Genomic DNA, 25,041 nt, shown 5'->3' with positions numbered 1-25,041 from the left:
CGGCCACGACGCGCCCGCAGCCGCCACGCGACGGGACGCCCCTCCCCCTCAGGCGTCCGCGGCCCTCCGCCACGCGGCTTCCCGCAGCAACCGCAGGCCGTTCAACCCCACCAGCACCGTGGACCCCTCGTGTCCCGCCACCCCGAGGGGCAGCGGCAGATGACCCACCAGGTCCCACACCACCAGCACCGCGATGCAGACCCCCGCGATCACCAGGTTCTGCACCACCAGCCGCCGGGCCGCCCGCGACAGCCGCACCACCGCCGGGATCGCGCCCAGCTCGTCGCGCACCACCACCGCGTCCGCGGTCTCCAACGCGAGATCGGAGCCGGCCCGGCCCATGGCGACACCGGCGTGCGCGGCGGCGAGCGCGGGCGCGTCGTTGACCCCGTCCCCGACGAACAGGACCCGCGCGCCCCCGCCCTGCAGCTCCCGCACGGCCTCCACCTTGCCCTGCGGCAACAGCTCGGCCCGCACGTCGTCGATCCCGGTGTCCGCCGCGACCTGGGCGGCGGCACGGGCGTTGTCCCCGGTGAGCAGGACCGGCGACCCAGCGGTCAGGACGGTCAGTGCGCCCACCGCGGCGGGCGCGTCGTGGCGCAACCGGTCGGCCAGGGTGAGCGTTCCGACGGCGGCCCCGTCCCGCTCGACGAGAACGGTCGTCCCTGGGGCGACCGCTGCGTCCACGGCGGCCTCGTCGCCGTCGCCGCCGTGCTCCCCCGCCCGCCCCACGGTCACCGCGTGTCCCTCGACGGTCGCCCGGACGCCTCGGCCCGGCGTGGCCACGAAGTCCTCGGCGGCGGCCGGCCGCAGTCCCCGCGCCCCGGCGGCGGCCACCACCGCGCGGGCCAGCGGGTGTTCGCTCGGGTACTCGGCGGCCGCGGCCAGCGCCAGCAGTCCGTCCTCGTCGAGCCCGGAGCCCGGCAGCGGTCGTACGGCGACGACCTCGGGCGTGCCCTCGGTGAGCGTGCCGGTCTTGTCGAGCGCGACGGCGTCGATCTCGCCCAGCCGCTCCATCGCGACGGCGGACTTCACGAGGACACCGTGGCGGCCGGCGTTGGCGATGGCGGAGAGCAGCGGCGGCATGGTGGCGAGGACCACCGCGCAGGGCGAGGCGACGATCATGAAGGTCATGGCGCGGAGCAGCGCGGCCGTGAGGTCCTCGCCGAAGGCCAGGGGGACACCGAAGACGGCGAGGGTGGCGACGACGACACCGACGGCGTACCGCTGTTCGACCTTCTCGATGAAGAGCTGGGTCGGCGCCTTGGTGCGGGAGGCCTCCTCGACCAGGCTCACGATGCGGGCGATCACGGAGTCGGCCGGGTCACGCGCGACGCGGACGCGCAGCGCTCCCGTGCCGTTGAGGGTGCCCGCGAAGACCTCGTCGCCCGGGGCCTTGGGGACCGGCAGCGGTTCCCCGGTGATGGTGGCCTGGTCGGCCTCGCTCTCCCCCGCAACGACCAGCCCGTCGGCACCGATGCGCTCGCCGGGGCGGACCAGCACCACGTCACCGACGGCGAGTCGGTCCGTCGGCACGGTCTCCTCGGCGGTGCCGTCCGGCGACAGGCGGGTGGCCGTGGTGGGCGCGAGGTCGAGCAGACCCCGTACGGAGTCGGCGGTGCGGGCGGTGGCGAGGGCCTCCAGGGCACCGGAGGTGGCGAAGATGACGATCAGCAGGGCCCCGTCGAGGACCTGGCCGATCGCGGCCGCGCCCAGCGCCGCCACGATCATCAGCAGGTCGACGTCGAGGCTCTTCTCGCGCAGTGCCCGCAGCCCTTCGAGGGCGGGCTCCCAGCCGCCGGCCGCGTAGGCGATCGCGTAGAGCGGGCCGTACAGCCAGGCGGAGGCCCCGGCCAGGTCCAGCGGGAACGCGAGCAGGAAGGCGAGGGTGGACGCCAGCGCCCAGCGGGCCTCGGGAAGGGCGAGGACGCGGGTGCTGCGGCGGGGAGCCGTCGACGTGGACGGACGGCGGACCGGGGTGGGGGTGAGGGTGGCAGACACGCGGGCCACCATACAGGAACACATGAAGACTCATTCATGCCTTCATGTGCGATGGGTAAGATACTCGCCATGGGTCATGGAGCCGTCACCTCAGCGCAGGACGCCACCCCTCGTGTGCGTCTGGACGCGGCCAACGTCGCCAAGGTGGCCACCACCCTCCAGGCCCTCTCCACCCCGTCCCGCCTGCTGATCCTGGCCAGGCTGCGCGAAGGGCCGCTCCCGGCCACCGAGTTGGCTGCCGAGGTCGGGATGGAACAGTCCGCCTGCTCCCACCAGCTGCGTCTGCTGCGCAACCTCGGCCTGGTCGTCGGCGAGCGCCGGGGCCGTTCCGTGGTGTACGCGCTGCACGACCACCATGTCGCCGAGCTGCTGGACCAGGCCGTCTACCACGTCGAGCACCTGCGGCTGGGGATCAGCGACGCGCCGGACGGGGACTGAGCCCACCGGACGGCGACCGACACCTCCCACGACCGGGCCGACGGCACGCACCACCGGGCAAACGGGACGCAGCACCGGGCAAACAACACGACACCCGCCCCGGCCGGTGGCCGGGACGGGTGCCCGAGGCGAGTGTCCGGGCGGTCCGTCACGTCGAGGGAATCGCCGGGAGCGTCGTGGCGGGCAAGCCGCCGAGCAGACCGCCGAGCAGCCCGGTGACCAGGCCGAGCACCGGCTGCAGGAGACCGGTGACGACAGCGAGGACCGGGGCGAGCAGACCGGTCACCGCACCCAGGACCGCGCCCAGGTCGAGCGAGGTCAGCGCCTTCAGCAACGCGTCGACCGCGGCCTGGAGGGCGGCCGGCAGATCCGCGACCGGGTCGGCCTTCGCCGCGGCGGCGCGGTCCGAGCCGGCCGGGGCCGCCGCCTCGATCTTCTGCAACCGCTGCTGCACGGTGGCGTGGGCGGTCCTGAGCGCCGCGACGTGCCGGGCCGCCTCGGTGGTGTTCAGCTGGTCGGCGTCCAGCTCGGCGATGGTGGTCATCTCGTCCAGCAGCGGGGCGAGCACGTCGTTCTGGTCCATGCGGTCGAGCAGGTCCAGCTGGCCCAGCAGCTCGTCCACGTCGGTGCCGACGGCGTCGGTCTCCGTGACCGTGCCGGCCGCCTCCGCGGCCGCGTCCGTGTCGGCGTCGAGGTCCGCCAGCAGCGCGTCCAGGTCGCTCTCGAGCTTGTCGAGGAGCGCCTCCATGTCGGCGATCTCCTTGTCGACGATGGCGTCCGCCTCCGCCTCCTCCGTCGCCACGAGAGCGTCGATCTCCTTCTCCAACGAGTCGAAGAAGGCGTCCAGATCGGGTTCGGGGACCGCGGCGGCCCGGGAAGCGGCACGGTCGGAGGCGGTTCGGCCCACGTCGACGGCCGCGGTGGCGGTGCCGACCGGCCCGAAGACCAGTGCCCCGCAGACCAGAGGTGACAGGAGAAGAGCACGGGAGACGAGGGCGCGCATGCACGTTCCTTTCGAAGGAGCTGTCCTTGCGCTCACGGTGGGAGGCGCCACGAGGCGTCGCAACCGAGCACAGCGCCCCGGACGGACCCGCCGACCGACCACGTCGACCACCCTGACCAGCGTGTTTCCCTCGAACGACCGCTCCATGCGACTCCGTTCGAGTCGCTCGCGCCGTTCGTCCGTCAGAGTGCGGAAGAGCGACACGCCGTGCCGCGTCCCCGCTCCGCGCCGGTGTCAGCCCGTCTGTTCGGCGAACGCCTGGTATGCCTCGTCGTCGAAGAGGACGAACCTGACCTCCTCGACCGAGGTCTCGGTGGTGCGGACCGTCTCCACGGCGATACGGGCGGCGTCCGCCATGGGCCAGCCGTAGACGCCGGCGGAGACGGCCGGGAAGGCGACGGTCCGGGCTCCCAACTCGTCGGCGACGCGGAGGGACTCGCGGTAGCAGGAAGCGAGCAGGGCGGAGCGGTCGAGGCTCTGGCTGTGGACGGGTCCGACGGTGTGGATGACCCAGCGCGCGTCCAGGTCGCCCGCCGTGGTGGCGACGGCCTGGCCGGTGGGGAGGCCTCTGCCGTACTGGGAGGCGCGGAGCTTGCGGCAGTCGGCCAGGATGGCGGGGCCGCCGCGCCGGTGGATGGCGCCGTCCACTCCTCCCCCGCCGAGGAGGGAGGAGTTCGCGGCGTTGACGATGGCGTCGACGGACTGCCGGGTGATGTCGCCCCGGACGAGGGTGATGGTCGTCATGCCCGCCTCTATACCAGCCGACGGGACACGCGAGCCCTCCATTTCCGGCGCATTCCGTGGTGGGCGGCACGCCTCGTTCGTGACGGCCTACCAGCCGACCGGCAGCGACCGCACCCCGTGGACCGTGGTCATCGTCGGCGCGAAGTCCTCCGGCGGTGCGGTCGGGCGCAGGCCCGGCAGACGGCGAAGAGCGCTGGCAGGCCGACCTGGAGTTCCGCGCGGGCCAGGGACCGGCCGATGCGCCGGTGCAGTCCGTGGCCGGAGGCACCGCGGCGCACGTCCAGGGTGTCGGGGTCGGCGAAGACGGACGGGTCGCGGTTGGCGGCCTGGAGCGTGAGGGACACCAGAGGCGAAGAACGCCGGAGGTGAGGGACGTGAGAGGTGGCGAGGTGGGGTCGGGCGGTTTCCGGCGTGGTCGGGTCAGGCCGTCGCCGCGCAGGAAGTCGAGCGGGCGGCGGGCCGCTTCGGGGCGTCGAGGGAACCGCCCTGGATCTCCACGGAGACCGGTCCTCGGTGGTCGAGGCCCTGGAAGGCAGCGAGCACGGGTGGTAAGTCGATCTCTCCGGTGCCGAGTTCGAGATGCTGGTGCACGCCCCGCCGCATGTCCTCGATCTGCACGTTCAGCGGACGCGGGGCGACGAGGCGGACGCACCCCAGCACGGTCCGGTCCTCCGCGCAGTGCGCGTGCCCGATTGATGTTGGCCGGGGTGCGGGCAAGAGCGCCGGTGGACTCAGGGTTCCTGCCGCAGTCTCCGCCAGACCGCCTTGGCCGCGTTGTGGCCCGACATGCCGTGCACCCCGGGTCCCGGCGGGGTCGCGGAGGAGCAGATGAACACGGCCGGGTGCGGGGTCCCGTACGGGCGGAGCGAGAGCCTGGGGCGCAGCAGCAGTTGGAGGCCGGAGGCGGCGCCGCAGGCGATGTCGCCGCCCACGTAGTTCGCGTTGTGCGCGGCGAGTTCGGGCGGGCCGGCGGTGGCGCGGGCGAGCACACGGTCGCGGAAGCCCGGGGCGAAACGCTCCAGTTGACGCTCGACGGCGTCCGTCAGGTCCCCCGTCCAGCCGTTGGGAACGTGACCGTAGGCCCAGAAGACGTGCTTGCCCGCAGGGGCCCGGCCGGGGTCCACCAGGCTGGGCTGGACGGTGATCAGGAAGGGCCGGTCGGGCGCACGGCCCTGCCGGGAGGCCGCGTCGAGCGCCGCGCCGATCTCGGCCCTGCTCGCCCCGACCTGGACGGTACCGGCGAGGCGCGCCTCCTCGGCGGTCCACGGCACGGGGCCGTCCAGCGCGTAGTCGAGCTTGAAGACGCTCGCGCCGTAGCGGTACGTGTCGTAGTGGCCGCCGAAGCCCGCGATCCGGGCCAGCGCGGTGGGTGAGGTATCGAAGACGTAGGCGCGGGCCGGCGGCAGGTCGTCGAGGCGTTTGACCTCGTAGTCGGTGTGGACGGTGCCGCCGAGGTCCTTCAGGTAGGCGGCGAGCGCGTCGGAGATGGCCTGCGAGCCTCCCCGGGCGACCGGCCAGCCTGCGGCGTGCGCGGCCAGGGCGAAGACCAGGCCGACGGCGCCGGTGGCGAGGCCACCGAGCGGGGCGATGACATGGGCGACGAGTCCGGCGAAGAGCGCCTGTGCCTTCTCGTCCTTGAAGCGGCGCATCAGCCAGGTCGAGGGCGGCAGGCCGACGAGGCCGAAGCGGGCGAGACCGACCGGGTCGCGGGGCAGCGCGGACAGCGGCAGCGACATGAAGTCCCGGACGAGCGTGTCCCACTTGGGCAGGAAGGGCTCGACCAGTCTGCGGTACGCGCCCGCGTCACGCGGCCCGAACGAGGCGGCCGTCTCCCCCACCGAGCGGGACAGCACGGCCGCCGAGCCGTCGAGGAAGGGGTGCGCCATCGGGAGGTCGGCGTGCAGCCACTCCAGGCCGTAGCGGTGGAGCGGCATCGCCTTGAACGCGGGCGAGTTGACGCCGAGCGGGTGGGCGGCCGAGCAGGGGTCGTGGTGGAAGCCGGGCAGGGTCAGCTCCGCGGTGCGGGCGCCGCCTCCCACGGTGTCCTTCGCCTCGAACAGAGCCACGGAGAAACCGCGGCGGGCCAGCTCCACGGCGGCCGTCAGGCCGTTCGGCCCCGCCCCCACCACCACCGCGTCGAGCATCGACGGCACGTCCGGACCCCTTCGTCGTCGGCCGATGACCAGCAGGCCGTGCCGACGGGCTCCCGCCGACGGCAACACCTGCGCTCAGGATATGCCGCGGCACCGACAGCACCGGTCAGGGGTGACCCCACACCCGGCCGACTCGCACGCCGGACCGCGTGGCGACCTCCGCACCCCGTGCCCCCGCGCGCCGTCCTCCGCGCCCGGGCCGCCGCCATGGCCCGGCGCGTACCCCGTTCCCGGCGGGCTGTCCCTCGCGCCGGCGCCCGGCTCGGACCCTCCCTTCAGGCCCCGGCCGCCAGCAGATCCGCCACGCGGCGGGCCGTGGCCGCGTCCCGGGCCGCGGTGAACGGCAGGGTGTTGCCGCCCGTGATGCGGAAGGGCCCGCCGGCCAGGGTGAGATGGGCGCCGCCCGCCTCCTCGACCAGCAGGAGACCGGCCGCGTGGTCCCACGCCGCTTCCCAACTGAACGCGATGGCGTCCAAGTCGCCCCGGGCGATGGCGAGGTACTCCAGCCCGGCCGAGCCGCAGGCACGCGGGGACACCCCGTCGGTCCAGAGGCCGAGCAGGGCCCGCTTCTGGTCCTCGGTGGTGTAGTCCGGGTGGGAGGTGGCTATGTCGAGGTCGCGGCCGGGGTCGGGCACTCCGGCACGCAGCGGCTCACCGTCGAGCGTGGCCCCCTGGCCGCGGATCGCCACGGCGAGCCGGTCGAGCGCGGGGGCGTACGTCCAGGAGGCGAGCAGGACCCCGCCCTGGGCGAGGGCGACCAGCGTGCAGAACCCGGGCTCGCCGCGCACGAACTGCCGGGTGCCGTCCACCGGGTCGACGATCCAGACCGGTGCCTGCCCCTGGAGCGCCTCGTACGACGCGGGGTTGGCGTGCACCGCCTCCTCGCCCACCACAACGGACCCGGGCAGCAGCGCGGGGAGCGCTTCCGTGAGATACGCCTCGGCCTTGCGGTCGGCGTCGGTCACCAGGTCGTGCGGTCCGCTCTTCTGGTCGACCTCGTGCGCGGCGAGCTGCCGGAAGCGCGGCATGATCTCCGTGGCGGCGGCCTTGCGGATCGCTTCCTCGACGTCCGAGGCGTGTCGGGCGAGAAACTCGTCGATGGTTTCGTTGTCTTCGATCATGTCTCCATGACAGCACGCGGCACTGACAATCCCCACCCGTTCGGGGTATTCGGCATGGAATCACCGTGAATTCCCGGTGCCGGCCGGAGCCCTCGGAAGCGGGAGGATTCGTCCTGGCTCAGCGCCCGACCGCGTATCCCTGCATGCCGCGCGGGTTCGCCGCCGCCGACAGCACCCCGGTCTCCGGGTCGCGTGCGACCGCGCACAGCCGGCCCTCGGACCAGGCCTCGCCGACCACGACGTCATGGCCGCGCCGGCGCAGTTCCTCGACGACCGCCGGGGGCGTCCGGGACTCGACGGTGACGCTGCCGGGGCGCATGCCGCGCGGGTAGAACGAGCCGGGGAAGCTGTCGTTGTGCCAGTTCGGGGCGTCGATCGCGCCCTGGAGGTCGAGGCCGCCGCGCACGTGCGGACGGAGGGCGACGGCGAGGAAGAAGTGCAGCTGCCACTGGTCCTGCTGGTCGCCGCCGGGCGTGCCGAAGGCCATGACGGGCGCCCCGTCGCGCAGCGCGAGCGACGGGGTGAGCGTGGTGCGCGGGCGTCGGCCCGGCGTGAGGGAGTTGGGCAGGCCCTCGTCCAGCCAGGCCATCTGGAGCCGGGTGCCGAGCGGGAAGCCCAGCTCGGGTACCACCGGGTTGGACTGCAGCCAGCCGCCGCTGGGCGTGGCCGCGACCATGTTGCCCCAGCGGTCGACGACGTCGAGGTGGCAGGTGTCGCCCCGGGTGGCGCCGTCCGCCGCGATCTCCGGCTCCCCCGGCACCGGCGACCGGGGACTCTTGGCCACGGTGGGCTCGCCGACTCCCCCGAGCCCGCTTGCGACCGTGGGCTCGCCCACGCCCAGCGCGTTGAAGCCCGGCGCCTCGGTGGCCACCACGCGCGCGTGCGCGCTCAGTCGCGGGGTGCGGCCGCCCGGGGCGCCCGGCAGCAGGCCGTACGACGCCGTGTCGCCGACGAGCGCCCGCCGGGCGGCGTTGTACTCGTCGGACAGCAGCTCGGCGAGCGGCACCGGCGCCGCGTCCCCGTACCAGGCCTCCCGGTCGGCCATGGCGAGCTTGCAGCCCTCGACGAGGAGGTGCACGTACTCGGCGGACCCGTACGGGGGCAGGTCGCGCGGCAGCAGGGCGAGTTGCTGGAGGAGGACCGGGCCCTGGCTCCAGGGGCCCGCCTTGCACAGGGTCCAGCCGTTCCAGTCGTACGTCGCCGGCGCCTCGTAGGTCGCGGACCAGGCGGCCAGGTCGGCCATGGTGAGCGTGCCGGTGTGCCGTTCGCCGCTGGTGTCGAGGGTGGGCCGGCCGGCCTGGCGGACGAGGGCCTCGGCGACGAAGCCGGAACGCCACACCGCGCGCGCCGCCTCGATCCGGGCCTCCCGGTCCCCGGCCCCCTCGACCTCGGCGAGCAGCCGCCGCCAGGTCGCGGCCAGGGCTGGGTTGCGGAACAGCTCGCCGGGCCGGGGCGCCCGCCCGCCCGGCAGGTACACCTCCGCCGACGACAGCCACTCCTTCTCGAAGAGGTCCCGCACGGCCTCGACGGTCGCCCCCACGTTCTCCACGGGCGCGTGTCCGTCCTCCGCGTACCCGATGGCGTACTTCAGGACGTCGGCGAGGTCCTTGGTGCCGTGGTCCCGCAGGAGGAGCATCCACGCGTCGAAGGCGCCCGGCACGGCGGCGGCCAGGGGGCCGGTGCCGGGGACGAGTTCGAGGCCGAGCCCCCGGTAGTGCGCGGCGGTCGCCCCGGTGGGTGCCACGCCCTGTCCGCACAGCACCCGGACCTCGCCGCCGGCCGGGGCGAGGAGGATGGGCACCTCGCCCGCCGGGCCGTTGAGGTGGGGTTCGACGACGTGCAGGACGAAGCCCGCCGCCACGGCCGCGTCGAACGCGTTGCCGCCGTCCTCCAACACGGCCATCGCCGACTGCGAGGCGAGCCAGTGCGTGGAGGACACCATGCCGAAGGTCCCCTGGAGCGTCGGTCGAGTGGTGAACACGGGCGGACTCCTCACTGCGCGGCGGGCGTTCGGTGATCGTACGCAGCGGACGGTGCACCGCTGCTCAGCAGTGGCCGCCCTTCAGGTCTTCTCCCGGCCTCCGCCCCACGGTCAGCACATGTCCGCTCGCCCCCAGCAGCGACGGCTCCGTCTCGATGCGCCGGGTCGCCGCCAGTACTGCCTCCCTGCGCTTCGGGTCGTCCAGCCACTCCTCCACGCCGCCCATCAGCCAGGCGACGCCCTCGACGCCGTACTGCCCGTCGGGCGCGAGGCCGGCCTCGGCGAACTCGCCCGGCACGTCCGCGGGATCGGCGAAGTAGGCGGTGGTGAACTCGGGGTCGGCCGGCGAGTACCGGTGCCTGCCGTGGTCCGACACGGCGTCGGTGCGCTCGCGGCGCTCGGGGATGAAGTAGTCCCCCTGCCTGAGGCTGTCGTTGAGACCGGCGAAGCGGTTGATCGTGGCCGCGACCACCACACCGCCGGGCCGCACCGCGCGCCGGGCCTCGGCCAACGCCCGTACCTGGTCGGGTCGTTCGGGCAGGTGGTAGAGCGGACCGAGGAGCAGCACGACGTCGTGAGCGGCGTCCTCGGCGGGCAGCGCGCGGGCGTCCCCGAGCCGGGCGGTGACCCCGGGCAGCCGCCCGGACCGTTCCACGTGCATCGGAACGGGGTCGACGACCTCGACCCGGTGGCCGTCCCCGGCGAGCCACTCGGCGTGGATCCCCGTACCGCCACCGACATCGAGCACACGCGCGGGCGCCCCGGGCAGCAGTCGGCGGAGAAGGTCCCGGGTGCGCCAGAACTCCAGCCGACCGGCGCCCTCACGGAGGCGGGTGAGCTCTCCTCCGCGCTCGTAATAGGCGAGGATCTCCTCGGGCAGGGACGGGAGTTGGGGCTCGGTGTCGTACGGTGACCGGCTCATGGTGCCAGGGTGCTGATCACCGTGGAGCACGCGCGAACGGTTAAGAGTCGGGGGTGACTTTCGTCCAGGCCGTCGTGCCGAGGCGGCCCGTGTTGCCCACATCGAAGCCGCCGTCGGGGGTGAGGAGCTCCGCGGGGCGGCCGGGGAGCGGGGCGATGCGCAGGGTGGGGGCGTTCACGGCCGGTGCGTCCGCCTCGGTGACCGTGTTGCGCCAGACCAGTGTGGTCCCGGCGGACTCGCCCGGTTTCAGGGTGACTTGGCGCGGACCGAGGTCGGGCACGGCCGTGGTGACGTCCTGGGGGCCCTGGAGGACACGTACGTCGTCGTAGGGCTCGCCTTCCGCGTCGAGCAGCTGGATCGACGGGTAGCCCTTGACGGTGTACGTCCTCTCGCCGCAGTTGGTGAGGGTCACGCCCATCGCCCGCAACCCCATCGCCGCCTCCACGAGGCCGGGCAGCATACGCACCCCGGAGCTCGGGCAGCCGGCCGTCGTTCCGGGCGAGGTGTCCCCCGTCGGATCCGCCCCCAACTCGCCCTCCGGCGCCTCGGAAGGCGCCGGGAGACCCGGTCCACCGGGGGCTTCCGTCCCCGCCGACGAGGCCGCGGCCGTGGGCCCGGCACGGTCCGGGTCGCGCTCGCGGTCGAGTTCCTCGGAGAGTCCGCAGCCGCCGACGGCCAGGGCCAGCGCCACCGCCACGAGCGCGCGGGAGGCCGTACGGCCGCGTATCGGGATCATGGTCCGATCCTGACACGGACGAGGGGGCGGAGGCCGTGACTCCGCACGGGACGCCGTGACTCCGCCCGCGCGAGGACCCTGTCACCGGGTGCGCACGGAGCGAGTTCGCACTTTCGTCCCACAGGCAGTCGTGTGACACTGGCGTACCCCACCGCCCGGCGGTACCGCCGCCTCGACCCCGAGAAGTGCGCTGTGCGTGATCTCCCTCTGCCGCTCGCCCTCACCGCGCGACTGATGCCGGTCGCCGTACTCGCCGTCGCGGGCTGGGCGTTGTCGTCCGGTCCGCTGTCCGCGAGCCCGGCCGGGGAGGACACCGCGCGGGACACCGCGTCGGGCCCCGTCTCGACCGACAAGTCCGCGCCGTCGACGGCGACGGTGACCAAAACGTACGAGAAGGCGCCCTCGCCCTGCTCCGGCATCACGGAGAAAACGGTCAAAGCACTTGTTCCCGGCGCGAAGACGGCCGGCAAGGAGATCGCGTCGACCAACGAGTCCGTGCGCCGCACCTGCTCGTGGAACGCGCTCAAGGGCTTCGACTACCGCTGGCTGGACGTCTCGTACGAGGTCCAGCAATCGGACGACAAGGCCGAAAGCGCCTACAGGACGCGCACCACGGAGAAGAGCGGCGGCGGCGCCGTGCCCGGTCTCGGCGACGAGGCATACTCCGTGGTGAACCTCACCACGGAGGACAAGCAGCAGACCCGTGAGGGCGTGGTGTACGTCCGGATGTCCAACGCCCTGGTGGTCGTCACCTACAACGGCAGCGACTTCGAGTCGCGCAAGGCGCCCGGCACGGACGAGATCAACAAGGGTGCCATCAAGGCGGCGAAGGAGGCGGCGGCCGTGCTGGAGGACTCCCAGTAGGGCGTCTCCCCGGCGACGGCCGCCGCGAGCACGGGCCCGTCAGACGGACACCCGCTCCTTGTCGGTCCGGACCTTCTCCCGCTCACCGGCCATCAGCACCACGTACAGCAGCATCGACGTGCCCAGGCCCACCGCCCAGCCGTAGTCGGCGAGCGGCTTGAGGAACGGGATCAGGCCGTCGTGCGGGAACGGCCCCGAGGAGACGCCGTCCTCGGAGACGGTCGAGTACGAGCCGCCGACCGCGAGCACACCGCCGACCACGAAGGCCGCTATGGCCCGCCAGTTCCAGCCGGAGGAGTACCAGTAGCGTCCGCCCGGCGTGTACAGGTCCGCCAGGTGCAGGACGGTACGGCGGACGATCCAGTAGTCGGCGATGAGGATGCCGGCGACGGTGCCGAGCAGACCGCCGACCACACCGAGCCAGGTGAAGATGTAGAACTCGGGCGTGGAGATCAGCTTCCACGGGAAGATCAGGATGCCGACGACACCCGTGATGAGCGCGCCCGTACGGAAGTTGATGAGCTTCGGGGCGAGGTTCGCCAGGTCGTACGCCGGTGAGACCACGTTGGCGGCGATGTTCACGGAGATGGTGGCGACGAGCACGGTGATCAGGGCGAAGAGGAGACCGAAGACGTTGTCGGCCTTGGCCGCCAGTGTGACCGGGTCCCAGATGGCCTCGCCGTAGACGACCTCGGAGCCGGAGGTGACCAGGACGGCGAGGATCGCGAAGAGCGTCATCGTGGTGGGCAGGCCGAGGGACTGGCCCCAGGTCTGCGCCTTCTGACTGGCGCCGAAACGGGTGAAGTCAGGGATGTTCAGGGACAAAGTTGCCCAGAAGCCGATCATTCCCATCAAGGAGGGGAAGAAGACCGGCCAGAAGTCGGGGCCCCAGCCGAGCCTGGAGGGCTGGTCGAGCAGCGCGCCGAAGCCGTCGGCCTTGACCGCGATCCAGACCAGCAGCACGAACGCGCCGACGATCACGAACGGCGCGGCCCAGTTCTCGAAGTGCCGCAGGAAGTCCATGCCGCGGTAGATGATCGCTATCTGCAGGGCCCAGAAGAGGATGAAGCAGAGCCACAGCGGCCAGGGGTTGCCCGCGATCTTCCCCGCGCTCTCCCACTCACCGCCGGTGAGCTTGGAGCCGAGGGCGAATATCCCGGAGCCGCCGATCCAGGTCTGGATGCCGAACCAGCCGCAGGCCACGGCGGCCCGGATCATCGCCGGGATGTTGGCGCCGCGCAGACCGAAGGAGGCGCGGGCCAGCACCGGGAAGGGGATGCCGTACTTGGGGCCGGCGTGCCCGGTGGCCAGCATCGGCAGCAGCACGATGACGTTGGCGAGGGCGATGGTGAAGACGGCCTGCTTCCAGTCCATACCGAGGGCGACCAGGCCGGAGGCCAGGGTCCAGCTGGGGATGCAGTGGGCCATGGAGATCCACAGCGCCGCGAAGTTGTACGTCGTCCACTTGCGCTCGGAGACGGGTACCGGGCGCAGGTCCTCGTTGGCGAAGGGGCTTTCGGCGGGGAAGTCCCCGGGCGCCAGCTCGATCCGGCCGGACAGGTCGGCGGACGGGGCCGTCGGCGACCCCGTGGGAGCTATGTCGGTCATGGGCAGGCCAATCAGGAAGGCGGGACGGGAAGAAAGGCCGTGCGGAGGCCTTGGGCCCTGCCCTTCCGGGACGGCGGAAGGGCAGGAGACAAGGTGTGGGGGCTCGGGGAGGTCGGGGGAGGTGGCGGAGTGGATCGGAGCGGTTGATTCCGGTTGTCGGGGTGGCCGGATTCTTGCAGTCGGCGGGGCCTTCCGGGGAAGCCGGGTCTAGCCGTTGACCGCCGGGATGACCGTCGAGCCGTAGGTGTCGATCACCCTCTCCTGCGCGTCGTGCATGTCGTAGACGGCGAACTGGTCCACGCCGAGCGCCCTCAGCGCGTTCAGCTTCTCGATGTGCATGGCGGGGGTGCCGATGACGCAGAAGCGGTCCACGATCTCGTCGGGCACGAACTGGGTGTCGGGGTTGTCGGCGCGGCCGTGGTGGGAGTAGTCGTACCCCTCGCGCGCCTTGATGTACTCCGTCAGCTCCTCCGGTACGGCCGCGGAGTGCTCGCCGTACTTGGACACCAGGTCGGCGACGTGGTTGCCGACCATCCCGCCGAACCAGCGGCACTGTTCGCGGGCGTGGGCCAGCGCCTCGGGCGAGTCGTCCTCGGTGACGTACGCGGGCGCGGCCACGCAGATCTTCACCTCGGACGGGTCGCGTCCGGCGGCGACGGCCGCGTCCTTGACCGCCTTGACCATGTACTCGGTGAGGTAGAGGTCGGAAAGCTGGAGGATGAAGCCGTCGGCCTCCTCACCGGTCATCTTCAGGGCCTTGGGGCCGTACGCGGCCATCCAGACCGGGAGTTCGGCGTCCTCCTTGATCCAGGGGAAGCTGATGACCGTACCGCCGAGGTCGGCCTCTTGCCCGCTGCCCAGCGAGCGGATGACCTTCATCGCCTCGCTGATCCGCGCCAGCGTGTTGGGCTTGCGGCCCGCGACCCGCATCGCCGAGTCACCGCGGCCGATGCCGCAGACCGTGCGGTTGCCGAACATGTCGTTGAGGGTGGCGAAGGTCGAGGCGGTGACCTCCCAGGTGCGGGTGCCCGGGTTGGTGACCATCGGGCCGACCGTCAGTTTCGTGGTGCTGGACAGGATCTGGCTGTAGATCACGAACGGCTCCTGCCACAGCACGGCGGAGTCGAAGGTCCAGCCGTACGTGAAGCCGTTGTCCTCGGCGCGCTTCATCAGCTCGATGACACGCGAGGCCGGCGGGTCGGTCTGCAGGACGAGTCCGAAGTCCATCTGCTCCACTCCTAGTTGAGGTACTGACAGGTGGAGCGGGGGGTGTAGGCGCCGTGCCCGGCGTGCCCGGTGTACTCCCGCTCGGTGATGACGAGTTCGCCGCGCGAGAGGACCGTCTCGACCCGGCCGGTGGTGCGCTTGCCCTCGTACGCCGAGTAGTCGACGTTCATGTGGTGGGTCTCGGCGGACATGACCTGCTCGGCGTGCGGGTCGTAGATGACGATGTCGGCGTCCGCGCCCGGCGCGATCGTGCCCTTCTTCGGGTACATGCCGAACATCCGGGCCGGGGTCGCGCAGGCGATCTCGATCCAGCGGCGGCGCGAGATGTGCCCGTCGACGACCGCCTGGTGGAGGAGGTCCATCCGGTTCTCGACGCCCGGGAGGCCGTTGGGGATCTTGGAGAAGTCGCCGCGGCCGAGTTCCTTCTGCCCGACGAAGCAGAAGGGGCAGTGGTCCGTGGAGACCACCTGGAGGTCGTTGGTGCGCAGGCCCTGCCACAGCTTGGCCTGGTGCTCGCGCGGCCGCAGGGGCGTGCTGCACACGTACTTGGAGCCCTCGAAGTCCGGCTCCGCGAGGTTGTCCGTGGACAGGAACAGATACTGCGGGCAGGTCTCGCCGAAGACGTTGTGCCCCTCGTCCCGTGCGCGGGCCAGCTCGGCGACTGCCTCCATCGCCGAGACGTGCACGACGTACAGGGGGGCGCCCGCGACCTGGGCGAGCTTGATGGCGCGGTGGGTGGCCTCGGCCTCCAGCAGGGCCTTGCGGACCTCCCCGTGGTAGCGGGGGTCGGTCTCGCCGCGTGCCAGGGCCTGTTCGACCAGTACGTCGATCGCGATGCCGTTCTCGGCGTGCATCATGATCAGGCCGCCGTTCTCGGCGGAGCGCTGCATGGCGCGCAGGATCTGGCCGTCGTCGCTGTAGAAGACGCCCGGGTAGGCCATGAACTGCTTGAAGGAGGTGACGCCCTCCTGCACCAGCAGGTCCATCTCCTTGAGCGTGTCCTGGTTCACGTCCGACACGATCATGTGGAAGCCGTAGTCGATCGCGCAGTTGCCCTCCGCCTTGGCGTGCCAGGCGTCGAGGCCCTCGCGGAGGGTGTGGCCGACGCTCTGCACGGCGAAGTCGACGATCGTCGTCGTACCGCCCCAGGCGGCGGCGCGGGTGCCGGTCTCGAAGGTGTCGGAGGCGAAGGTGCCACCGAAGGGCAACTCCATGTGGGTGTGGGCGTCCACGCCGCCGGGGATCACGTACTTGCCCGTGGCGTCGAGGGTTCGGTCGGCGGTCCAGGCCTCCGCGGCGGATGTGCCGCCGGCGGCGAGGGCGGCGACTCGACCGTCCTCGATCAGGACATCGGCGTGGATCTCGTCCGAGGCTGTGATGACGAGACCGCCGCGGATGACGGTACGGCCGCTCATTCGGTCACGCTCCGTTCGGTTGTCGGGACAGTGCCGGTCGTTCGTGGCTGGTCGCTCCCCCACTCTCGACTCCGCTCGAGCGGGAGGGGCCCCCATCGCGGCGGAAGCCGCGTATCAGGCACCGCCCCGCGCCCCTTACGGGCGCGGGGAGGGCGTTGCTACGGCGCCGTCAGCGGGCCGTACGCGTCCGGTCGGCGGTCGCGGAAGAACTGCCAGCGGTCGCGGACCTCGCGGAGCTTGGCCAGGTCCAGGTCCCGGACGACGAGTTCGGTCTCCTTGTCGCTCGCGACCTCGCCGACGAACTGGGCCTCGGGGTCCACGAAGTAGGAGGTGCCGTAGAAGTCGTTGTCGCCGAGTTCCTCGACACCCACCCGGTTGATGGCGCCGATGAAGTACTCGTTGGCGACGGCCGACGCCGGCTGCTCCAGCTGCCAGAGGTAGCGGGACAGGCCGCGCGAGGTGGCCGAGGGGTTGAAGACGATCTCGGCGCCGCCGAGGCCGAGCGCACGCCAGCCTTCCGGGAAGTGCCGGTCGTAGCAGATGTAGACGCCGATCTTCCCCACGGCGGTGTCGAAGACAGGCCAGCCCGCGTTGCCGGGGCGGAAGTAGAACTTCTCCCAGAATCCGGGGACTTGCGGGATGTGGTGCTTGCGGTACTTGCCGAGGTACTTGCCGTCCGCGTCGATCACGGCGGCGGTGTTGTAGAGGACGCCCGGCTGCTCCTCCTCGTACATCGGCAGCACGAGGACCAGGCCGAGTTCCTTGGCGAGTGCCTGGAAGCGCTTGACGATCGGGCCGTCGGGGATCGCTTCCGCGTACTCGTAGAACGCCTTGTCCTGGACCTGGCAGAAGTAGGGCCCGTAGAAGAGCTCCTGGAAGCACATGACCTGCGCGCCCTGGGCCGCCGCGTCGCGGGCCGCCTGCTCGTGGACCTGGATCATCGACTCCTTGTCGCCGGTCCAGGCCGTCTGGAAGATGGCTGCGCGGATGACTCTGCTCATCGGGACCTCCGGTCACTCGGTGTGCTGGGGCGGGCGTCGGAAGTGCCGTCGTCCGCCCGAAGGGCGGGCCCTGCGGCGTCCGGTGCGTGCTCTCGGCGTGCCGGGCGCAAGACCTCGTACTGGATGTACTTGGGCTTGTGCCCGGTGCGGCGAGAGTGCGTGCCGGGCGTCGCGGGGCAGGCGGAACTTCCGACGCCCGCCCCAGGAGAGTAGGAAGTCCGGGAAGCCGGTTTGAGTTGCACGGTGTCACGTCTGCGGGCCTTCTCCGTTCCACCGTGTCACCTCTTCGTGGGCGCATGTTTCACCGCTGTTTTCGCAGGTCCCGGCATGTTTCAGCCCTGTTGCGCGTCGTGCGCGAGCAGGGCGATGTGGACGGAGGCGGCCTGTTCGAAGTCGTCGAGGTCCACACCGAGGCGGGCCTCTATGGCTTCCAGCCGGCGGTACAGCGCGGGCCGGCTCACATGGTGCAGCTGCGCGGTGTGTGACTTGTTCCGGCCGGTCGCCAGATAGGTCCGCAGCACGGGCAGCAGATCCTGTTCGGCGTGTCCGTCGCCGCACAGCAGCCCGTCCAACTCCCGCTCGGCGAAGGCCTGGACGTGCGGGTCGTCGCGCAACAGCCGGATCAGGCCGCGCAGATGGACGTCGCGGAGGCGTACGACGACGGGCAGGTCCAGCCCGGTCGCGGCGGACTGGGCGACGGCGTCCGCCACGTGCCGTGCCTCCCGCAGCCCGCCCGGCACGTCCTCCCACGTGATGCGCGCCTCGGCGGCGGCCACGACCGTCGTCCGCACCCCGGACTCCGACCGCAGCCGGGCCGCGAAGTGCTCGGTGAGCGCGGTCGCGTCCTGGTCCCGGGCCAGGCTGAGGAGTACGGCGGTGGCCCCCTCCGCGAGTTCGGCGACGAGCCCGGGGAGCCCCAACATCCGCAACACTCGGTCGAGTTGCGCCGGGTCACCGTCGGGTACGACGAGCGGCACGAAGGTACGGCGATTGACGGGCAGCCCTGCCGCCCGCGCCCTGGGCAGCAGTTGCCGGGCCGGTACGACCCCGGAGACGAGGTCCGTCAGCAGGCTCTGCGCGGACTGCTCCTCCCAGGAGTGCGCCGCGCCGCCGAGCATCCGGTGGAGAACGAGCGCCTCGGCGGCCCGGTCGGCGAGCAGCCGCCCGGTGGCGATGTCGCCCCGGTAGCCGCACAGCACGATCTGCCCCCAGCGTTCCCCGCGCCCGCCCAACTCGGCCCGGACCCAGCCGTCGCCCTGGGTGCCGCCCGCCTGACGGGAGATGCGTTCCCAGTCGCGCAGCACGTCGTCGACCGCCGACCGCTCCCCCGCCGTGGCGAGGACCCGGTGGGCGAGGTTGGTGACGACGAGCGGACAGCCCGCGTGCTGGGCGATCTCGTCGAGCAGCCGTTGCAGCGGAGCGCCCGCGGTGATGAGTCCGGTCAGGGTGGTGCGGACGGCCTCGGACAGGCTCACGGCCGCGAACTTCCGCCGTACCAGCCGGGACTGGACCTCCTCGGTCAGGTCGGCGAAGGGGAACGGCCGGTGCAGCACGACCATGGGCAGACCGCACCGCTCCGCCGCCCGCCGCATCACGTCGGGCGGCGTCGGGAAGGCCCGCCCGAGGCCGAGGACCACCGCGGCGGCCTCGGACCGGTACAGCGAGCGGATGTACTCGGCCTGGGCGTCCTCGTCGCCGGCGAGCAGGACCCCGGTGGTGAGGACCATCTCGCCGCCGCTGAGCATCACGCCGACGTCGGGCGCCTCCGCCACGTGCACCCAGCGCACGGGCCGGTCGAGGTGACCGGCCCCGGCCACCACCTCGGGCTCTCCGGCGAGGACCCGGTCCAGGGCGAGGACCTGGCGTACCGACAGGGCGGGTTCCGGAGCGGTGGCCGAGGTGGTGGTCATGGCGGGGTTCCTCAGATCTGTTCCTCTGGTACTACTGGATGCTCCTCAGAGCCCGTTCGAGGGCGTCGGCGCCCTCCTCGGCCTCGGCGACGGTCAGCGACAGCGGGGGCGCGATGCGCAGCGCGCTGGTGTTGTGGCCGCCGCCCTTGCCGATCAGCAGGCCCTCCCGGCGGGCCGCTTCGAGAACGGCGGACGCGGCCTCGGGGTTGGCCTCCTCGGTGCCGGGCTTCACCAGCTCGATGCCGATCATGAGGCCCCGGCCGCGTACTTCCTTGACCGCCGGGATCTGCGCGGTGATCGCCCGCAGCCGCTCGATGAGCAGCCCGCCGACGCGGCGTGCGTTGCCCTGGAGGTCGTGCTCGACCAGGTAGTTCAGGTTGGCGAGGCCGGCGGCCATGGTGATCTGGGTGCCGCCGAAGGTCGAGATCGAGTTGCTGTCGAGGCAGTTCATGACCTCGGAGCGGGCGACGACACCGCCGATGGACATGCCGTTGCCGATGCCCTTGGCGAAGGTCAGGATGTCCGGCGGCCCGTTCTGGCCGTGCGCCTGCCAGCCCCAGAAGTTGTCGCCGGTGCGGCCCCAGCCGGTCTGCACCTCGTCGGCGATCCACAGCACGCCGTGCCGCTGGAGCACCTCGCGGAAGGCCGCGTACAGGCCGTCGGGCGGTGAGGTGAACCCGCCGACGCCCTGGATCGGTTCGGCGATCAGCGCGGCCGGCGGGCGGCCGTGGCCGAGCAGGTCCTCCAGGTCTGCGACGCAGGCGGTGATGAAGTCGGCGTCGCTCAGGTCGGCGTACGGGCCGCGGGTGCGGACGCCGCCGTGCACGTACAGCGTCTGCAGCGGGGACAGCGAGGTCGGGGACCAGCCCTTGTTGCCGGTGATGCCGACCGCGCTGAAGGAGCGGCCGTGGTAGCTGTTGCGCATTGCCAGGATCTGGTTGCTGCCGCGGTACGTCGTGGCCAGCATCAGGGCGGTGTCGTTGGCCTCGGTGCCGGAGGTGGTGAAGAAGACGCGGGCGTCCGGGATGCCGGACATCTGCGCGATCCGCTCGGCGAGTTCGACCATCGGCCGGTTGAGGTAGAGCGTCGAGGAGTGGATGATCCGCCCGGCCTGCTCGCTCACCGCCTTGGTGACCTCGGGCAGGGCGTGCGCCGTCATCGTGGTGAGGATGCCGCCGAAGAAGTCGAGGTACTTGGTGCCGGCGGCATCCCAGACGTGGCGCCCCTCGCCGTGGGTGATCTCCAGCGGGTCCGCGTAGTAGAGCGCGAGCCAGTCGGGCAGTACGGCCTTGTGGCGTCCGAGCAGTTCGTCGGTCACGGCTGCACCACTCCTTTCACTGCTGTACGGGTTCTGCGAGTGTCACGGCTGTACGTGCCCACGTCAGGGCTGCACGAGTCCTTCGTACGCGTCGGGCCGGCGGTCCCGGTAGAACGCCCACTGCTGTCGTACGTCCTCGATGAGGTCGAAGTCGAGGTCCCGGACGACGAGTTCCTCGCTCTGGTCGCTCGCGACCTCGCCCACGAACTTGCCGCGCGGGTCCACGAAGTAGGAGGTGCCGTAGAAGTCGTTGTCCCCGTACTCCTCCCGCCCGACGCGGTTGATCGCGGCGACGAAGTACTCGTTGGCGACGGCCGCGGCCGGCTGTTCCAGCTGCCAGAGGTGGGCGGAGAGGCCGCGGTGGGTGGCCGACGGGTTGTAGACGAGCTGGGCGCCGTTCAGACCGAGCTGGCGCCAGCCCTCCGGGAAGTGGCGGTCGTAACAGATGTAGACGCCCACCTTGCCGACGGCCGTCTCGAACACCGGCCAGCCGAGGTTCCCGGGCTTGAAGTAGTACTTCTCCCAGAACCCCTTGACCTGGGGGATGTGGTGCTTGCGGTACTTGCCGAGGTAGCTGCCGTCGGCGTCGATGACCGCGGCGGTGTTGTAGTAGAACCCGGACTGCTCGACCTCGAAGACGGGGACGACGATCACCATGCCGGTCTCGCGGGCCAGCTCCCGCATGCGGGTCACGGTGGGGCCGTCGGGCACGGGTTCCGCCCAGGCGTAGTGCTCCGGTTCCTGGACCTGGCAGAAGTAGGGCGCGTTGAAGACTTCCTGGAAGCCGATCACCTTCGCGCCCTGCCGGGCCGCCTCGCGGGCGTGCTCGATGTGCTTGTCGACCATGGACGCGGTGTCTCCGGTCCAGGTGGCCTGGACCAGGGCGGCGCGTACGACGTTGGCCATGTCAGCTGCTCCTTCGACAGGGACGTCAGAGAGCCTCTACGCCCGTAGAAGCAGGCCGTAGAGGCTTGAAACTAAGCCCCGTCGACGGGCTGGGCAAGACCATCGTCGTCAACCGGCCGAGTCGATCACGTTTCGCACTCCAGTGGGTGATTACGCCTGCGTTTCGCACCTGGAACCGGACGCACCGGCGACGGCGGGCCCGGCTGCGGGCTGGTGGGGCGGGGGCGGGGGCGGGGTCAGGTGAGGCCCTGGACTCGTAGGGCGTGGGTGACGTCTCGGTGGCGTTCCTTCGAGACACCGCGCGCCGCCGCCAGGACGAGGGGCGCGAGCCGTCGAGGATGGGCCTCCACGCTCCGCGCCGCCTCCTCCGGCGTACGCACGCGCACATAGACGTCGAGCAGCGCACGCGCCTCCCGATCACGCCCCTGCGCGACGAAGCCGAGCACCGCCTCGCCGATCTCCTCGGCGGGCCTCGTGACGCCCTGCCGCAGCATCTGCTCCCCGTCCGCGGCGCGACCGACCGCGTTCAGGGCGTCCGCGACCGCGACCAGCCGGTCGGCGGGCAACGACCCGGCCTCCCACAGCAGGGTCGCCCAGTCGGCGTCCAGCCCCGCGCGGTGCAACTCGGCCGCGAGCAGCGGGAAACGGGCGGCGGGCCAGTGCGCGACCTCCACGAGGAGGGCGTGCGCCTCCCCGCTGCGGCCTTCCCGGCGCAACCTCACCAGCCGGTGCACGGTCCCGGCGATCTCCTGCCGCGCCTCGTCGTCCAGCGCCTGACGCGCCTGCGGCTGCTGCGGTGCCACGGCCTCGGCCGGCTCCCCGGCCCCGGCGTACCGGGCACCCCGGGGAGCCTTCCCCTTGCGGCCCCCGCTCGGCTCGGTCTTGGACTCGGCCACGGGCTCGGCCGCGGGCGGTGCCTCCTCGACCTCCACCGCCCCGGCGAAACGGGCACCCTCGGGGGCGGCGCTTGGCACGCTGCTTGGTCGCCGCGGGGCGGGTGCGGGGACTCCTGGGCGGTGGATTCCGGGCGTGGTCCCGGGGCCGGGATCGGGCCTCGGATCTGGGGCCGGGGTGGGTGTGGCGGTGGGGGCGGGGTGGATACGGGGTGACGGTCGTCCGCCCGCTCCCCGCCGACGGTACGCGGCTGACGTCCCCGACGGCATGCTCTCGACGCGCGCCGCGCCCCGCACGGGGTGGTGCGGGGCGCGGCGGTCGGCGTCCTCGATGCGGGTGCGCAGTTCCATGCAGCGGGCACTGGCTCGTTCGTGGTCGTTGTGGGCCCAGGCCAGGTCCAGGCGGAGGGAGTCGGCCTCCTCCTGGCTGGTGGCCGCCTGGAGCCTGCGGGTCAGGTCGGCGGTACGGTCGGCGGCGTAGCGCTGTTCGCGGAGCATGACGTCGAGCCGGTCGCCGAGGGCGTGACGGCCACCGGGCCGGGAGTCGTACGCGGCGAGCGAGGCGCGGTGCAGTGCGCGGGCCCGCTGGGTCTCCTGGGCGGCCGCGGCGGGTCCGTACGCGGTGTCGAGGTCGTGCATCAGCGCTTCCACGACGTCCCAGGGCGGCACTTCCAGACCGTCCAGGCACGCGCGCATGCCCTCGGGATCCCGCTGCCAGAAGACGGCGCACCAACCGGCGCCCTGGTCGAGCCTGGTCATCAGCTTGTTCAGGTATCCCGCGAACTCCCGCACCTGACCCGGGAGTTGATCCACAGCCATCGCATACTCCCCGGCCGACTGGAGTGCTCCGGTCCGCAAGAAAACACCAGTTGTGTTACAGACGGGCTACGTAGAGTTTTCGGAGCGGACGCGGTGTGCCGCGCGCGCCGTCGCGGTGGCCGTGAGCGAGAAGTCCAGCCAGGGCAGGCGAACAACTTCGGCCAGGGCGACGGTCCGCCTCAGGCCACGGCCGCCACCGTCGCCGCCGTCGGCGTCTCGGCGGCGGCCGGCCCGCAGCGCGTCACGAGGTCGTCCATGGACAGACCCAGCGCGCGGGCGAGGGCGGCGATCGTGAAGAAGGCCGGGGTGGGGGCACGGCCGGTCTCGATCTTCCGGAGGGTCTCCGCGGAGATGCCCGCGCCGGCGGCGATCTCAGCCATACTGCGGCCGCCACGGGCGTCACGCAGCAACCGGCCGAGCCGCTCGCCGCGTTCGCGCTCTTCGGGGGTGAGAGGGGTGCGCACCATGACCCCATTCTAATACCGATCCCCTCCGGCGGACCGGTATTAGAATTGGGCGCCGAGCGGTATAGTAATTGGCATGGTGGAACTGAAGACGGATGAGTCGATCGAAGCGATGTACGAGACGGGGCAGGTCGTGGGGCAGGCGCTCACGGCCGTGCGGGACGCCGCCGACGTGGGGGTCTCCCTGCTCGAACTGGACGAGCTGGCCCACGATGTGCTGCGGAAGGCGGGCGCCACCTCCCCCTTCCTGGGCTACCACCCCTCCTTCGCGCCCACGCCCTTCCCCGCGGTGCTCTGCGCCTCCGTGAACGACGCGATCGTGCACGGCATCCCGACGGCGTACCGGCTGCGCGACGGTGACCTCGTGTCCCTCGACTTCGGCGCGCAACTGGGCGGCTGGGCCGGGGACTCGGCGCTCAGCTTCGTGGTGGGCACGCCGCGCACGGCAGACCTGCGGCTCGTCGCGACGGCCGAGCGCGCCCTCGCGGCGGGTATCGAGGCGGCCGTCGTGGGCAACCGCATCGGAGACATCGCGCACGCGATCGGCAGCGTCTGCCGGGCCGCCGGGTACGGCATCCCCGACGGGTTCGGCGGGCACGGCATCGGGCGCAGGATGCACGAGGACCCGGGGGTGCCGAACGAGGGGCACCCCGGGCGCGGGATGAAGCTGCGGCACGGGATGGTCCTGGCGATCGAGCCGATGGTGATCGGCGGGGGTACGGACGGGTACCATGCGGCCCCGGACGGCTGGACGTTGCGCACGAACGACGGTTCCCGGGCGGCGCACGCGGAGCACACGGTGGCGATCACGGAGGCGGGGCCGCGGGTGCTGACCGCGCGGTGACCGTTGTTGCGGAGCGCGGTTGCCCGGCCGGCGATCGGGCGACCACCGGCGCGTGGGGGTTCTCGCGCGGTTCCCCGCGCCCCTGAAAGACCAGGCCCTGCGTCACGCCACCGGCTAGCGCTGCAGTGTCAGTACGCCTGGCCGGTAAGGGATGAGGCCGTAGTCCAGGCCGTCGATGTTGGGGTCGTGCCCCTGGTAGAGGAACTGCAGGTTGCAGGGGTCAATGGTCTTGGTCTGGTCGGGGTTGGTGCGAACCAGATCGCCGTGGCTGATGTCGTTGGTCCAGGTCGCGCCGCTGTTGGCCTTGCCGGCGAAGGGGCTGGTCACGGTCTCGGCCTGCGGCTGCGGTGTCCACGTGCCGCCGAGGCTGGTGGCCGTGAACGAGCGGAAGCAGCGACCGTACCCTGTGTAATTCTGGGCCTCGACGATCATGAGGTACTGGTTCTGCCCCTGGACCTTGTAGACCTCGACCGCCTCGAACAGGTTGAGCGCCGTGTCGCTCGCTCGAGGTGCGGTAGCCGAAGCTGTATGGCCAAGCCCCGTTGTAGGCGAGCACCCAGAGGTTCTTCGGGGCGAAGTAGAACAGCGTCGGCGCGATGGCATCGAAGGGCAACGCGTTCTGGGGGGCGGTGGTTTCCCTTCTTGTACCGCGCTGGGCGGGGCGGTCATTGCC

At 72.0% G+C, this 25,041-nt stretch carries 22 protein-coding genes and 1 pseudogene; 3 read left to right on the top strand and 20 right to left on the bottom strand.

The window, feature by feature from the left end; all coding sequences use genetic code 11:
• Positions 1-48: 48 nt before the first annotated feature.
• Positions 49-2,013, bottom strand: coding sequence for a heavy metal translocating P-type ATPase (locus E4N62_RS10185; protein WP_230214077.1), 1,965 nt, complete (start codon positions 2,011-2,013; stop codon positions 49-51).
• 57 nt (positions 2,014-2,070) lie between these two features.
• Here E4N62_RS10185 and E4N62_RS10180 point away from each other — a divergent pair, with 57 nt between their 5' ends.
• Positions 2,071-2,439 (top strand): metalloregulator ArsR/SmtB family transcription factor, encoded by a 369-nt coding sequence (locus tag E4N62_RS10180; RefSeq protein ID WP_230213604.1) that lies wholly within the window; start codon positions 2,071-2,073, stop codon positions 2,437-2,439.
• Between the two features lie 148 nt (positions 2,440-2,587).
• On the opposite strand, the gene E4N62_RS10175 is transcribed toward E4N62_RS10180, so the two are convergent.
• The 9 genes from E4N62_RS10175 to E4N62_RS10135 form a co-directional block, all read right to left on the bottom strand.
• Positions 2,588-3,442, bottom strand: a complete 855-nt coding sequence (locus E4N62_RS10175) for a hypothetical protein (RefSeq protein WP_230213603.1) — start codon at positions 3,440-3,442, stop codon at positions 2,588-2,590.
• Positions 3,443-3,676: 234 nt separating this feature from the next.
• Complete coding sequence (locus E4N62_RS10170) at positions 3,677-4,186, bottom strand: O-acetyl-ADP-ribose deacetylase (protein WP_230213602.1); 510 nt, start codon at positions 4,184-4,186, stop codon at positions 3,677-3,679.
• Positions 4,187-4,314: 128 nt separating this feature from the next.
• The gene (locus tag E4N62_RS10165) at positions 4,315-4,530 is read right to left on the bottom strand and encodes a hypothetical protein (RefSeq protein ID WP_230213601.1); all 216 of its coding nucleotides are present in this window, start codon (positions 4,528-4,530) and stop codon (positions 4,315-4,317) included.
• A 76-nt stretch (positions 4,531-4,606) separates the two neighbouring features.
• Positions 4,607-4,846 (bottom strand): hypothetical protein, encoded by a 240-nt coding sequence (locus E4N62_RS10160; RefSeq protein WP_374116963.1) that lies wholly within the window; start codon positions 4,844-4,846, stop codon positions 4,607-4,609.
• 71 nt (positions 4,847-4,917) lie between these two features.
• The gene (locus E4N62_RS10155) at positions 4,918-6,330 is read right to left on the bottom strand and encodes an NAD(P)/FAD-dependent oxidoreductase (protein ID WP_230214076.1); all 1,413 of its coding nucleotides are present in this window, start codon (positions 6,328-6,330) and stop codon (positions 4,918-4,920) included.
• A gap of 284 nt (positions 6,331-6,614) precedes the next feature.
• The gene (locus E4N62_RS10150) at positions 6,615-7,460 is read right to left on the bottom strand and encodes an inositol monophosphatase family protein (RefSeq protein WP_230213600.1); all 846 of its coding nucleotides are present in this window, start codon (positions 7,458-7,460) and stop codon (positions 6,615-6,617) included.
• A 118-nt stretch (positions 7,461-7,578) separates the two neighbouring features.
• The gene (locus E4N62_RS10145; RefSeq protein ID WP_230213599.1) at positions 7,579-9,441 is read right to left on the bottom strand and encodes a gamma-glutamyltransferase family protein; all 1,863 of its coding nucleotides are present in this window, start codon (positions 9,439-9,441) and stop codon (positions 7,579-7,581) included.
• A 64-nt stretch (positions 9,442-9,505) separates the two neighbouring features.
• The gene (locus E4N62_RS10140; protein WP_230213598.1) at positions 9,506-10,363 is read right to left on the bottom strand and encodes a bifunctional 2-polyprenyl-6-hydroxyphenol methylase/3-demethylubiquinol 3-O-methyltransferase UbiG; all 858 of its coding nucleotides are present in this window, start codon (positions 10,361-10,363) and stop codon (positions 9,506-9,508) included.
• 40 nt (positions 10,364-10,403) lie between these two features.
• Positions 10,404-11,099: a DUF4232 domain-containing protein gene (locus E4N62_RS10135; protein WP_230213597.1), complete on the bottom strand. Its 696-nt coding sequence runs from the start codon at positions 11,097-11,099 to the stop codon at positions 10,404-10,406.
• Positions 11,100-11,291: 192 nt separating this feature from the next.
• On the opposite strand from E4N62_RS10135, the gene E4N62_RS10130 reads away from it, so the two are divergent.
• Complete coding sequence (locus tag E4N62_RS10130; RefSeq protein WP_230213596.1) at positions 11,292-11,963, top strand: hypothetical protein; 672 nt, start codon at positions 11,292-11,294, stop codon at positions 11,961-11,963.
• A gap of 39 nt (positions 11,964-12,002) precedes the next feature.
• Here the strand turns inward: E4N62_RS10130 and E4N62_RS10125 are convergent, their stop codons facing one another.
• From E4N62_RS10125 to E4N62_RS10085, 9 genes are all read right to left on the bottom strand, one after another.
• The gene (locus tag E4N62_RS10125) at positions 12,003-13,571 is read right to left on the bottom strand and encodes an NCS1 family nucleobase:cation symporter-1 (protein WP_230213595.1); all 1,569 of its coding nucleotides are present in this window, start codon (positions 13,569-13,571) and stop codon (positions 12,003-12,005) included.
• A gap of 207 nt (positions 13,572-13,778) precedes the next feature.
• Complete coding sequence (locus E4N62_RS10120; RefSeq protein WP_230213594.1) at positions 13,779-14,798, bottom strand: TIGR03842 family LLM class F420-dependent oxidoreductase; 1,020 nt, start codon at positions 14,796-14,798, stop codon at positions 13,779-13,781.
• An 11-nt stretch (positions 14,799-14,809) separates the two neighbouring features.
• Positions 14,810-16,213 carry a dihydropyrimidinase gene (gene hydA, locus E4N62_RS10115; protein WP_230213593.1) on the bottom strand — a complete coding sequence of 468 codons (1,404 nt, stop codon included), beginning with the start codon at positions 16,211-16,213 and terminating at the stop codon, positions 14,810-14,812.
• Between the two features lie 158 nt (positions 16,214-16,371).
• Positions 16,372-17,214 (bottom strand): nitrilase-related carbon-nitrogen hydrolase, encoded by an 843-nt coding sequence (locus E4N62_RS10110; RefSeq protein ID WP_230213592.1) that lies wholly within the window; start codon positions 17,212-17,214, stop codon positions 16,372-16,374.
• A 332-nt stretch (positions 17,215-17,546) separates the two neighbouring features.
• A complete protein-coding gene (locus E4N62_RS10105) occupies positions 17,547-19,124 on the bottom strand; it encodes a PucR family transcriptional regulator (protein WP_230213591.1) in 1,578 nt (525 codons plus the stop codon).
• A 31-nt stretch (positions 19,125-19,155) separates the two neighbouring features.
• The gene (locus E4N62_RS10100) at positions 19,156-20,442 is read right to left on the bottom strand and encodes an aspartate aminotransferase family protein (protein ID WP_230213590.1); all 1,287 of its coding nucleotides are present in this window, start codon (positions 20,440-20,442) and stop codon (positions 19,156-19,158) included.
• Positions 20,443-20,505: 63 nt separating this feature from the next.
• Positions 20,506-21,348, bottom strand: coding sequence for a nitrilase-related carbon-nitrogen hydrolase (locus tag E4N62_RS10095; protein WP_230213589.1), 843 nt, complete (start codon positions 21,346-21,348; stop codon positions 20,506-20,508).
• A 236-nt stretch (positions 21,349-21,584) separates the two neighbouring features.
• Positions 21,585-23,060, bottom strand: a complete 1,476-nt coding sequence (locus E4N62_RS10090; RefSeq protein WP_230213588.1) for a hypothetical protein — start codon at positions 23,058-23,060, stop codon at positions 21,585-21,587.
• A gap of 179 nt (positions 23,061-23,239) precedes the next feature.
• Complete coding sequence (locus E4N62_RS10085; protein WP_230213587.1) at positions 23,240-23,527, bottom strand: helix-turn-helix domain-containing protein; 288 nt, start codon at positions 23,525-23,527, stop codon at positions 23,240-23,242.
• 73 nt (positions 23,528-23,600) lie between these two features.
• Here E4N62_RS10085 and map point away from each other — a divergent pair, with 73 nt between their 5' ends.
• A complete protein-coding gene (gene map / locus E4N62_RS10080; RefSeq protein ID WP_230213586.1) occupies positions 23,601-24,368 on the top strand; it encodes a type I methionyl aminopeptidase in 768 nt (255 codons plus the stop codon).
• A gap of 114 nt (positions 24,369-24,482) precedes the next feature.
• Here the strand turns inward: map and E4N62_RS10075 are convergent.
• Positions 24,483-24,999 (bottom strand): annotated as a pseudogene (locus E4N62_RS10075) (non-reducing end alpha-L-arabinofuranosidase family hydrolase); the annotation flags it as partial.
• Positions 25,000-25,041: the final 42 nt, after the last annotated feature.

This window comes from Streptomyces sp. MNU76 (assembly GCF_020982545.1).
In the GTDB taxonomy this organism is placed as follows: Bacteria; Actinomycetota; Actinomycetes; order Streptomycetales; family Streptomycetaceae; genus Streptomyces.
This window is presented reverse-complemented; position numbering and strand designations above follow the sequence as displayed.